The 12335-nt window shown below is 52.8% G+C and carries 8 protein-coding genes; 5 read left to right on the forward strand and 3 right to left on the reverse strand.

Translation table 11 applies throughout. The features are described from left to right. Positions 1-289: 289 nt before the first annotated feature. The 5 genes from pyrB to V6N02_RS09705 all read left to right on the forward strand — a co-directional run bounded on the left by pyrB (position 290) and on the right by V6N02_RS09705 (position 7212). Positions 290-1228, forward strand: a complete 939-nt coding sequence (gene pyrB, locus V6N02_RS09685) for an aspartate carbamoyltransferase (protein WP_371225377.1) — start codon at positions 290-292, stop codon at positions 1226-1228. A gap of 15 nt (positions 1229-1243) precedes the next feature. Further along, positions 1244-2455 carry a glycosyltransferase family 4 protein gene (locus V6N02_RS09690; protein WP_371225378.1) on the forward strand — a complete coding sequence of 404 codons (1212 nt, stop codon included), beginning with the start codon at positions 1244-1246 and terminating at the stop codon, positions 2453-2455. Further along, complete coding sequence (locus tag V6N02_RS09695) at positions 2452-3147, forward strand: 50S ribosomal protein L11 methyltransferase (protein WP_371225379.1); 696 nt, start codon at positions 2452-2454, stop codon at positions 3145-3147. The genes V6N02_RS09690 and V6N02_RS09695 overlap by 4 nt, the downstream gene beginning before the upstream one ends. Before the next feature lie 1008 nt (positions 3148-4155). Next, positions 4156-4569: a hypothetical protein gene (locus tag V6N02_RS09700; protein ID WP_371225380.1), complete on the forward strand. Its 414-nt coding sequence runs from the start codon at positions 4156-4158 to the stop codon at positions 4567-4569. A gap of 3 nt (positions 4570-4572) precedes the next feature. Then, a complete protein-coding gene (locus tag V6N02_RS09705) occupies positions 4573-7212 on the forward strand; it encodes a DUF4132 domain-containing protein (protein ID WP_371225381.1) in 2640 nt (879 codons plus the stop codon). 242 nt (positions 7213-7454) lie between these two features. Here V6N02_RS09705 and V6N02_RS09710 read toward each other — a convergent pair whose 3' ends face one another. The 3 genes from V6N02_RS09710 to V6N02_RS09720 are packed head-to-tail and all read right to left on the reverse strand — an operon-like array spanning position 7455 to position 12225. Next, positions 7455-10010 (reverse strand): polynucleotide kinase-phosphatase, encoded by a 2556-nt coding sequence (locus tag V6N02_RS09710; protein WP_371225382.1) that lies wholly within the window; start codon positions 10008-10010, stop codon positions 7455-7457. Then, entirely contained in the window at positions 10007-10831 is an 825-nt protein-coding gene (locus V6N02_RS09715; protein WP_371225383.1) for a nucleotidyltransferase domain-containing protein, read from the reverse strand. Before V6N02_RS09715 ends, V6N02_RS09710 begins: the two co-directional genes overlap by 4 nt. Further along, complete coding sequence (locus V6N02_RS09720) at positions 10828-12225, reverse strand: 3' terminal RNA ribose 2'-O-methyltransferase Hen1 (protein WP_371225384.1); 1398 nt, start codon at positions 12223-12225, stop codon at positions 10828-10830. The genes V6N02_RS09715 and V6N02_RS09720 overlap by 4 nt, the downstream gene beginning before the upstream one ends. Between the last annotated feature and the right edge of the window lie 110 nt (positions 12226-12335).

Consider the following 12335-nt stretch of genomic DNA (forward strand, 5'->3'; position numbering starts at 1 on the left):
TCGGACGGTGGTGTCGCTCTTCCAGGTTCTGGTGGTTTTGCGCAGGCCATAGTTTTCAACGGTATCCAATCTGCATCGATAAATAAACCTGCGCATCAACTGGTTGCTCTAAAAAATAGTGGGAGAATGATATGCCTTCACCAGTTCCGGAAAGCCTGTTGGAGACACCGCAAATTAGTTGAACAGAATCTAGGGGCTAGACAGACGAAGACATGTCTGCCGATACTGATTTCTAATTGGCCGCGCGCCGGTGGCTCGCGTAGTTGCCTCAGAGACTGGGATAGGTAAAATGACGTTCTTGAACAATGGTTTACTTGGTCTTAAGGAGCTGTCACGCGAGCAAATTGAGCAGATCCTCGAGCTCGCGCTGTGGTTTTCACAATCTGATCCAAAAGACAGCAGTGATCTGCTTGTAGGCAAAACCCAACTCTCGGCCTTCTTTCAGCCATCCACAAGGACACGGCTGTCTCATGAGGCAGCGATGGTGCAAATGGGAGGGAGCGTCATAGGCTTTGGTGATCCAAAAATGACTCGCGCAGGCGACTTTTATCAGGAATCCATAAAAGACACATTTCGGATGTTAGAAAACTATGCCGACGTTATTGTCATGCGTCACTTCGAGAAAGGCGCACCTCTTGAGGCCTCGAAACACTCGAAAACACCGATTATCAATGCCGGCGATGGATGGGGCGAACACCCCACTCAGGTTCTCACGGATCTTGCAACCGTGATTAGCCGCAAGGGGCATCTTGATGGATTGAACTTCCTGCTTGTTGGCGATGGTCGGATGCGGACCATGCACTCAATCGGCTATGCGCTTTCTAGGTACGATGTCTCTGTCTCGTTCGTAAGCCCTCCTGAGCTCAGAATTCCGAAGGAGTACCTAGACGACTTCTCGGAAAGAGGTTGCGCGATTGAATTAATCGACGATGTAAGCAAGGCGCTGCCCAGCGCCGACGTGATTTACATGGAACCAGTTGTACAGGCGGACTATTCGACAAGCAGAGTCGAGCGGGATCAGAAAGTCCCGGAAACTCCGGAGCAGTACCGGGTAAACCTTGAAAAGCTTCACAGACTAGCAAAGGGAGATGCCATGGTTTTGCATTCCCTTCCTCGCATGGATGAGCTTTCAACAGATGTTGATGAGTCAGAATATGCGGCATATTGGGAGGAAGCCGCTATGGGAGTGCAGCTTAAAAAGGCCTTGCTGAAACTGATTTTAAGCTGATCGCCGGGTACTTTTATGAACATACTCTTTCAAAGCCGTTATCAATACCCGCTGGTTGAAAGCGGTGGTCTCGGAATTGTTGTGTATGAGTTGATGAAGGAACTTCCTTCACATTGCGCAAAGCTCGAGCACTGGACTTGGGATACACATACTAGTTCGTCAACTGAAATCATTGCTGGGATGGTTGGGCATGGCCCAATCGCGGATGTCGCCGTCCATGATCCTCGGCTGTCTCTGCTGTTGGATCTGGAACTGACAAACCTCTCAATGATCAGGCGCTATGCCTCGCCGACCTTCGATTTCGACTTGGTTCACGCTCATACCTGGGAAGTGTCTCTGGCGGCAGTTATCGCCAAGTACATTAAAAAAATTCCGCTAGTTTACACCACTCACGATATCATGAAAAACGATGCTCATGATGAGTTGAATGAGACGGCAGACATCTACGAACATGGGGTGTTGTGTGAGAAAATCATGATGTCCGAAGCGGATCGGATTGTTGCAGTTTCAGAAGAAAACCGGGATATTTTGACAAGTTTTTATCCGGAGGTCTCCTCAAAAACCGTTGTCATTCCAAACGGCGTCGACACCCAGACTTTTAGGCCGGAAGCAGCCGCACCCTATAGTGATCTTGCGCCTGGCTACCTGCTGTTTATCGGACGAACCGTCCCTTCCAAAGGAATAGAAGCCATCGTATCGATGCTCGACTACATCGATGAGGATGTGCAGATGGTTTTCGCGCTCTCCACCAAACGCTGGGACGGAGAGAAGCACCCGAATGCTGACGAGTATTGCGAGATGATCGAAATGCTCAGACGACGCAGACCTAAAACGAAATTGATTATCAATGAGTGGCGGCGAGACGTCGTAGCCGGCCTCTATGCGAACGCAAGCATAACCCTGGCACCTTCTAAATACGAGCCCTGCGGGATGGTAGCGATGGAGTCTCAGGCATGCGGGACCCCGGTCATTACAAACAGGATCGGTTTCATGAAGGATTCGGTGCAAAGCGGCATGAACGGTTTGTTGCTGGACACTGACCCCGAAGACCCAATGTATCCAAAAGCTATGGCTGACGCGGTTGTTTCGTTGATTAAAGATTATGCGGAATTGAGGAGAATGGGATTGTCGAGCCGGTCGAATGTCGTGGACAATCATTCTTGGGTCGCGCGGGCGGAACAGCACGCAAGACTGTATCAAGAATTGATACTAGGAAACACCAGTTGAAAAAGTTTGACGTTATCAGTGGGGACGACTTGGATGCTGCCTTGAACAGGCAGATTGCTCAACAACGAGAATGGCTTTCTCTCGACGAAAATGGTCAGTTCATTGATTTCATGGGTCGGCCTTTCTTGGTCGAACAAGGGGTGTTCCCCCCGGGAGATGACACCATTCAACTCATAGAAAGCTTGCCAGTCCTGAAAGGCAAGAACGTCTTAGATTTTGGCTGTGGAACCGGTGCCATCACCATTGCGGCCGTGATAAAGGGTGCGGCAAGCGTTGTCGCAGTGGACATAAATCCAGCCGCCGTTAGCAATACCATACAAAACACGGACCAATGGGGATTTGATGACGTAGTCAAGGTGATGGAATGTGATGGGCTTCCCGAGTTCGAAGAGGGAGTGGCATTTGACCTTATCGTGGCGAACTTGCCTGGTAGAAATAGAACCTCAACTACGTACACCGAAGCGGCTCAATGGGATACATCTTTTAAGGCGCATACCTCGCTATTTGAAAAGTCGGGGGAAATACTCACTAGCGACGGTAGGATCCTGATCGCCAAATCAAATTATCCAGAGCTCAATGACGTCGTTGAGCTTGCGAATGCCAACGGATACTCGTGCTCAGTGAGAAACGTTGACGCGCCCATACCGGATGATCCAAGGCGTTCCTACATTCTTGAATTTAAGGCGATTTGAGGTACTGGAAAAAAACCAACCATCGGCTCCTTGGGTGTCACTAGCGAGTGTGTAGTTGACTGGTTGTTTCGACATACATCGCGAAAAACTGGCTGGCTAGGGTGCACGGTTCTGCAGGCGAGCACTTAATCGAGCCAATGCGCCACTCGAATGAAGTCGCCGAGACTGTTCTGGCCTTATTGGCCGAAACGAAGTTTGCATTTCTTTGGAGCTTGCATGTCTCCGGACTGCTCTTGTTCGATTGCTGACGACGGCGGATGAAATTCTGGGGAAAGAAAGCTGAGTGAAACAGCCATTCCCTGAAAGCCTTCGAGTTTTCACTGAAAGGTCACCAGATTTTCCCTGTTCTGCGATTTAGGGAACTCGCCCACAAGGCACTGATCTGTTTATCTATTTCGGAGCCTCAGAAATCAAATGCCACCGAAACAGCGCGTATTCCCTGTAAATTTCCCTGTTTTCAGGGAAATTTGGGGGAGACTGGCTAGCTGCAAACTGCCCGCACAGCCAACCACTCTTCGCCATTTCACCGATACAGTTTGCGCCTGGAATGGTCTCGCGTTGTCAGGGACTTGCGTTAGATCGCGCCAATCGTAGACCCATATCTGCACCAGAAATAGCACGGGCTAGGGCCAAAGTTTGGGCAGGCCAATTTCGCGATACGAGTTTGGTGGATTGGGATCAGAGAGTCGCGATGAGCGCGCGCTGCTCTGCCCAGTCTGACGGGATGGCGTGGCGCACGCACCAGTCGGATGTAAAGCCGATGGGCCGTGAGCAATCGAGAAACCACGTTTTCGAAAATGGCGGAGTCACACGTGAAAACCAAGCCAGGTCGCGATTCTACAGCGCAAAAGTGACGGCAGATCAAAAAAATCAATCCAGTCTGTCCCAAACACGAGAGCGACACAGGTGATTGGACCGGAAAACAAAATCTTTCCCAAGATAACCGCCAAACTTCCGACGCTTTTCTGTATAAAAAGAAAAGCATGCAAATCAGCCGGAGCCTATTTGATGTCAGTTATCCCTCAGCCCGATGAGTTCGTTGTCACTGTCAAAGACGAGAGCGTTCCACGTTCCGAAGTGATCGAGCTTTTGCTAAAACTCAATTCCAGAAATCTGACTGCGAAAGACCTGATTTCAGAGCGTGTACGAGCTGAATGTGACGATCGGTTGCTTGACAGAGCGGGCAAACAGGCACCACGGCTGATCACGCCGAATGAGAAAGAACAGATGCTCAACAGCCCGGCTGCAAAGCACGCTATCGATCCGGAGAAATTTGTTACACAGGCGCTCGCAGCATTCGAGGCCAACGGATTTATTCTTCTTGTCGATGACAGGCAGGTCGAAGGATTGGAGGAAGAGGTTGAAATTCGGGAAGAAACGATCGTGACCTTCCTCAAGCTGACGCCGCTTGTCGGGGGATAAAGCATGGCCATTTTGAAGAAGTTGTTTGGAAACTTGATGTCATCATCTGATGTTGCCCAGGGCACCAGTCGTGTTCCGACAGTCGACCGGGGACAGGCCTTGTTTAAGTCCGAATTGGGCAAGCTGCTGCTCAAGATCGACAAGGAGATGAGGGAGAGCGATGCAGTTCGTTCGTACTATGACCTTAAAGCGACTGACAGCGAAACCTATAAGGCACTCAAAAAAGACCCTGAAAAGGCAGCGGCGCTTGCGAGGTTTATTTTCGCAAATCGCGCGGAAGTCATCCAACCCGTTGAAGGCAGGTCCGACTGGATGAGGTCGCATTGGCGCGGCTTCGCAGTTTTCACCAGCCTAATGCGCTCAACCTTGCCGATCGAGCCGGAAGAGCTGCTGGACTGGATGGCGCAAATGAAGCGTGATTGCGATGACCACAAAAAACATCGGAATAACGGGCATAGCCATCTGAACCAGTGGCCGATCGGTTTCATGGTTCAGATGATCGAGCGAAAATCAAAAAAAGCTCCACTTTCCGAGGAAGCGCTCGAGCAGCTCAATGCCATGCTTGCCTGGCCCGAAATGACCAACGAAACCTATTACGGCACGGATTTTGCAAAAGTTCGATTACGCATCAAGCGACTGTTAGGCGGTGCCGAGGGTGTTGAGCAAGTCGTCTTGCCCTACAAAAAGCTTTCCGGCGACGAATTCGGCGGCGCGCTTGAGATAGAGCTCAAATCTTTGAGTGCCGACGAAGCCGCCAAGTGGCACCGTGTCTTTAACCTTGCGGCATCAGCTAACGGTGCGAAGCCTACAAAAATCTTCCGTACCGAAGCGAAGGCGATGAAGGAAGAACTGGGCAAGGAATGGGTAAGGTCCAATGTGCAAGATTGGATTGCACGGGCGTTTTCGGCCAAAGTCATCGAACAGACCCGCACGCATACCTACGGCAATCATCAACATACTTGGACGGAACACACCGTTTTTACCAAGTCAAATGCCACGCTCCTAAAAGGTCTGGTTTGGATCTGCGACGGGTACCAGGATTCAAAAACCGTCAACTTGGTCGCGGATCTCTGCGAAAAATCGATGAAGAAAATACCGGGTGTGGGCCCCGCGGCACAAGCCACGGCAAACGCTTGCCTTTGGTATCTGGAAATCACGCCGGGCGCTGAGGCAACAGCGCGGCTGTCGCGGCTTGCGACTGCGATCAAACAGAAAACTGTGCAAAAGAAAGTCGCCGCGATCGTCGAGAAAAAGGCCGAAGCGGCTGGGATCACAACAATCCAGCTTGAGGAACGGGTGGTGCCGACCTACGGGCTAACCAAGGGAGAAAAAACCGTGGCTTTCGGCGATTATGCTTTGCGGATCGTGGTAGAGGGTCCGGGAAAAGTCAGCCAGGCTTGGCTGAAACCCGACGGCGGCTTGCAAAAAACCAAACCCAAGTTCATTTCCGAAAAGGCGGCGCACAAGGCCAAGTTTGATAAGGTCAAGGCCGAAGTCGCGGCGCTGAAAAAGGTTCTGACTGCGCAGCGAGACCGGGTTGATCGTCTTTTTGCCGAGGATTTGGAATGGCCGATTGAAGAGATCGTGACCTATTACGTTGAGCATGACCTGATGTGTGTGATTGCACGCCGGATGATCTGGGCGCTTGAGACAGACGGCAAGACCACCGGCGCGATTTGGCATGACGACAGCTGGCGGGATGTGACCGGCGCGATTGCAAAAATTTCTTCCGAGACCAAGGTTCGCCTCTGGCATCCGATCGATTGGGAGACTGATGAGGTCATGGCGTGGCGTGCACGCATGGCAGAGCTTGAACTCATTCAGCCCACGAAACAGGCCTATCGAGAGGTGTATCTGCTTACCGATGCTGAGCGAAAAACACAGGTTTACTCAAACCGTATGGCCGCTCATATGCTCAAACAGCATCAGATGGCGACATTGATGGCAGCGCGCGGCTGGCGCTATCAGTTAATGGGTGCCTATGACGATGGGCTGGACGATCAATGGGCGCACAAGAGCTTTGTCACAAGCGATTTGGCCGCCGAATATCTTCTTCATACCAATTGGGACGAAGAAAACTGGAACGATGCGGGTATTTATCTCTATGTCGGAACGGATCAGTTGAGGTTTGTGCGAAATGGCACGCCGGTTGACCTTGAAACTGTACCGCCCCGTCTTTTGTCGGAAACCATGCGTGAAGCTGATCTATTCGTTGGCGTGGCCAGTGTCGGCAACGACCCGGCTTGGGCGGATCAAGGCCCAACACCTGAGGCGCGCAACTATTGGCAAAGCTATTCCTTTGGCAATCTCGATGGTTTCGCCGAGACCCGAAAACAGGTTCTGGAAACCTTGTTGCCGCGTTTAAAGATCCGTGATGTCGCGCATATCGAAGGCAAGTTTCTGATCGTCGATGGCAAGCTGAACACATACAAGATTCACCTCGGCTCTTCGAACATCCTAATGTCTCCTGGTGATCGATATCTGTGCATCGTTCCGGGTGGAGTCTCGAAAGCTGGGCAGATCGCATTGCCGTTCGAAGGAGACAACCGACTATCGGTAATCCTTTCCAAAGCGCTGATGCTTGCCGATGACGACAAGATCACGGCTAGCGACATCACAAGCCAACTGAAACGAGGGCGCTAAGACAGCATTCCACGCAAACCAAGACAACGCTTGGAGCGGCTCTCTCATACCAATTCCACTAATCTTGACCTTTCAGATTACTCATCGACACTCCTTGAAGTGATCAATCGATGTCCGAGAGTGCCGCGCGAAGCGTGAAGGTCTACTTTGGCTAAAGCTGCTCTGCAGCGTTATCGGTGCCGACCAACGGCAGCTTTGGGCCGCAGTTGCGGCGACTCTGTCCCAATACGGTAGTTTCTGTTCTACAGTCTTGGGTCAACTGGCTCACTTTCAAGCGCAAGCACTGCCAATGCACATTCATGCACCTTAGAGAGCGGCAGACCTTCCACAAACCGATGCACCCCCTCGAAACCGAGTTTGAATTCGCGCTCAGCAAGCGAGAATTTGCGACCCAGCCCGCGTTGACGAAGGCGTTCGATATTCACAGGCTGGTCATAGTCGGGTCCATAAATAATTCGCAGATAATCGCGCCCGCGCACCTTCATTGCCGGCTGGATCAACCCCTTGTCGCCACGCAGGGTAAATGCGTTGGGTTTGAAAACTAGCCCCTCTCCTCCATCGTCGGTGTGTTTCATCCACCAACTGACAACCGCATCGCGATCAGCCGTACTATTCAAATCGATCTGCTGCCAACCCGTCGTTTGTAAAATCGGATTGGCATCGGCCAATTTACCCAGGGTTTCCATATGCCAGGTATGGGGCTGATCCGCATGCACCTTGCCTTCGCTCGCCAGGATGTGGAACGGCGCGATGCGATAGTCTTCGATACTGTCCGCTGCCCAGCAGTATCCATCGATTGTCTGCCCCATGAGGTCCGCGTTGGAAAGTTGGTTTGTTGCACGTGCGCGAAGGACGTCCAGCCCCTCGATTTCGCTGGCTTTGGAAATTACCTCCAGCAACGCCGAAGCAGACGATTTTGCTGCCGCTACTGTTGGCAGGTATTGCCGTTTGAGCAAATCCTGTGCCTTGGCAGACCAAGGCATAAGTTCAGCGTCAAGTAGCACCCAATCAGTCTGGAGCTCCTCCCATAGACCTGCGGATTGCATTGCTTTCCCAATCCGAGCCACAACCGCGGCTTCTTCGGCTTCATCTTTGAAGAAGGGGCGCCCGGTACGTGTATAGATCACGCCTGCTTTGCCGTCTTCGACGCCAAATCTGGCCTTGGCTGCGTCTACGTCCTTGGCAACCACCAACAAGGCACGCGATCCCATGTGTTTTTCTTCAACAACCAGATCCGTCACACCCCGGCTGGCAAAGTGGTCCATCGCCTGATCGGGATGTTCCAGAAACGGACCTTCGGGTGCCGTCGGGCACGCAGCCATCGTAGGCGGTAGGTAGATCAGCCATCTCGGATCAACGGCAAAACGGCTCATCACCTCCAGAGCGGCCAGACTGTTTTCCTCGGGGATCTGCAGGGTGGATTTGAACCGTGTTTCGATCCGCATCTTGGTTGCATAATCATCGAAATAAAGCAGACGATCATGGTCTTGTTGTGCGGACAGGGATTGATCTGCATTCAATGGTTTCGCGGGAACCGCATATTGAGTCTTTGCCGGGACCGAAACCGTTTCCCGTTCTGGCCAGCGCAATGCGGTCAACTTGCCACCAAAGACGCAACCTGTATCGATGCACATGGTATGGTTCAGCCATTCGGCCTCGGCCATCGGCGTGTGACCAAAGACGACATCTGCCTTGCCACGGTAATCGCGCGCCCATTCCAAGCGCACGGGCAGGCCAAACTCATCGACCTCACCAGTTGTTTCTCCGAACATAGCGAAATTTCGTACATAACCCGAGCCGCGCCCGTGCATTTCCTCTTTCAGGCCGGCGTGGGCGATGACCAGCTTGCCATCGGCCAACCAGGCATGAGAGCGCAAATCCCAAATGAAGTCCGAGACACGTTTGCGGAAGGCCTCCGAGGTTTTTTCAAGCTCGGAAACGGTCAGATCCAACCCATGCGCCTGCGTCACATTCCGGCCCTTCAGCCATTTGTTCAGCTTGAAGTCGTGGTTGCCAATCACGCAGCGGCCAGAGCCTTCATCGCACATGCCAATGACAAGGCGCAAAGCATCCAGATTGCGCGGGCCCCGGTCCGTGATGTCGCCGACAAAGAACGCTGTACGGCCCTCGGGGTGGCGGGCGCGGATCAGGTCTTCGGAACCGGCTTCGAACGGGTCTATCACGTATCCGAGGTTTCCAAGCAATTCGGTCAATTCATCAAAGCAGCCGTGGATGTCACCGATGATATCGAAGGGACCATGATCAGCGCGGTTGTCCGTCCAAAGCGGTTCGCGGGTAATCTCCAGCGCATCCACTTCCTCGGGGGATTTCATGATCTGTACGTTTCGGAAGCCCTCTTTCTGCAACCCGCGCAATCCACGTCTGAGTGCCTTGGCATGATTGCGCGCCACGTGTTCACCAAAGTCGCGGTTGGGGCGGTTTTGATTGCGTTCATGGCAAATCTTGGGGTCGATATCGAGCACCAGCGCCACCGGAAGCGCATGGTATTTTCGCGCCAGCTGTACAAGTCTTGCCCGATCCTCGCGTTTCACTGATGTAGCATCAATGACCGTCATCAAACGGCGCTTCAAGCGAATGGCAGCCGTGTAGTTGAGCAGATCGAAAGCATCACCGGTCGCAGCAAGATCGGTTTCATCGTCCGAAACAATCGCCCGGCAGGCATCAGAAGACACAATCTCTGTTTCCAGAAAATGTTTGCGCGCAAAGCTGGACTTGCCCGAGCCGGTGGCACCGATCAGGACAACAAGGGCAAAATCGGGGATGGATATCTTGGTCATGCAACATCCCCTTCTAGAGTTCTTCTATTTACGATCTGCCGCAACAACGCGTCACCTTCAGCCATCAAATCCGGCCGTTCATCCTGTTTTGCCACAACTTCTGCCCAAGCAATCTGATCATGGATGAAAGCATCAATCATCGGAATACGCGCGTCGCGCCCTATTTCCTTGGCAGCGGATTTCAGGACCAGCAGCCGTTCAATATATTCGATGAGTTCTTGATCCAGCGACTGACCCTCGACCAGCGCCTGCAGATTCATTGGCGGCTGAACCGAGGGGTTCTGCCTGATCCATGAAATCGCCAGAGCGGGCCGCAGGATGTAGAAGTATTTCTTCAAAGACACATCCGGGTTGTCCCCGACATGCTTGTCCCATTGCTTCACCGCCAGGTTGCGATAGTGATGCAGGCAGCTTTCGCCAAATGTGGTTTTGTCCGCAAATTGGATCAGACGATCACAGACCGCATCATTCCAGCGATACCGGATCGGGCTCGACAGCCATTCCAGCACCACCGGATTGGGCTTGATCAGAAGGCCAAGCGCTTTGCGAATATCCCAGCCGTTGATGTCCCAGTCGCCTTCGATGGGCAGTTCTATGACATCACGACCGGGCTCAATGCTGAGATACCAGTCAGGTTGGCGGGCATAGATGAACCGCACATCGTAATCGCTGTCGGGCGACGGAAATCCCCAGGCTCGGCTGCCGCTTTCGATGGCAAAGAGGATATGCACATCTTGATCGGCCTCCAAGGCAGTTAGCTTGGATTGAATGATCGCTTCGATATCCGGCGCGACGGATGGGACAAATACAGGCAGGCTCATACGGCATCCTCCTGTTTGAACACAGCCATCTGCGATGGACCGCCATGGGTGTCGTCAACCGGCCCCAAAGGCGTGAAACTGACGCTATAGCCATGCTCTTCAGCCACCATATTGGCCCAGCTCTCGAATTCCGCTCGGGTCCATTCGAACCGGTGATCCGGATGGCGCAGTTTGCCGTCCTTCAAACCTTCGAACAGTACATTGTATTCGCGGTTGGGTGTCGTCATCACCACCATGCGCGGACGTGCATCGCCAAAGAGCGACAGAATAAGCGCCGACAAGCGGTGCGGCTCGATATGTTCGATAACCTCGACTAGCGTTGCGGCATCAAAGCCCTGCCAGCGCCGGTCTCCATAGGTCAGGCTGCCCATCTGCAGCGTGACACGCTGGGCCATAGCGTCCCCGGCCTGATTTAGCCGCAACTTGCGATGCGCCGTCTCAAGGGTTCTCACCGACGCATCCACGCCGACAATGCGGGCAAGTCCACGTTCCTTGATCAGCCGCGACATCAGCTTGCCTTCGCCGCATCCCAGATCAAGAACCGAGGTGACATTGTTCTGCCTAAGCACCTCTGCCACAGTATCCAACCGCAAGGCATGCAGGCGCAAAGGCTTCTCAAGCTGATCCTCGGGTTTCAGTTTCGGGGTATCTTCTGGTTCCTCTTCCTGAGGTGCCGCTTCCTCGAGGCGGGCAAGAGCCATGTTCATCAATGACCTGCGATGCTTCAATGCGCGGCGTGTGATGAGTTCCTTGTCCGGATGCTCGGACAACCATCCCCCACCCTTCGCCAGTAGCTTGTCGATCTCTTCTTCGCTCACATAGTAGTGCTTGAAGTTGTCAAGGACGGGGACCAGCACATAAAGATGCTTAAGGATATCAGCGAGGCGCAGAGTTGCGGACAAGCGCAATTCAATAACCTGTTCTTCGCCAATCCCTGACGGAGATATAATGGTATAGCCCAATGGCTCGAATAGACGTTTGACCAAATCCAGATCACCCGACAAAGCAACAGGCACAACACGGATTTCAAATGGCAGCGCTCGATCAGCCAGAGCCTGCCGGTCCTTCGACTTCCCAGCCATTGTCTGGGCAAAGGCCCGCCCCATCGCAACCGACAGGAATGAACTTGCCACAAAGGGCCGGTCATTCACATATTGCGCCAATAGACCATCGCTGTGCTGGTTTTTCCCACGCACAAGACCGACCGGATCGACATCGAGGTGCATCACAGCTGTTGTGCGCACCTGAGATTTCTCAGGGTAGAAAATCGTTACCTCACCGGCAGACGTTTCCCGCCGATGCATGTGGTCAGGATGCTTGTGCAGCAAGAACCCAAGATCACTCGCGGCGTAATCAGCATCATTGGATGCGGTAAGGGTAATTTCGATCTGCATAATTTGGTCAATCAAGAACGCTTTGAAGTTTAAGGCATAAAAGCCAATTTGGGCGGATACAAGGCAACCGATTCCGATGTGTGTTAAGAACCGGAACCCAACGTCCACCC

This window comes from Roseovarius conchicola, from assembly GCF_041403425.1.
GTDB classification, from domain to species: domain Bacteria; phylum Pseudomonadota; class Alphaproteobacteria; order Rhodobacterales; family Rhodobacteraceae; genus Roseovarius; species Roseovarius conchicola.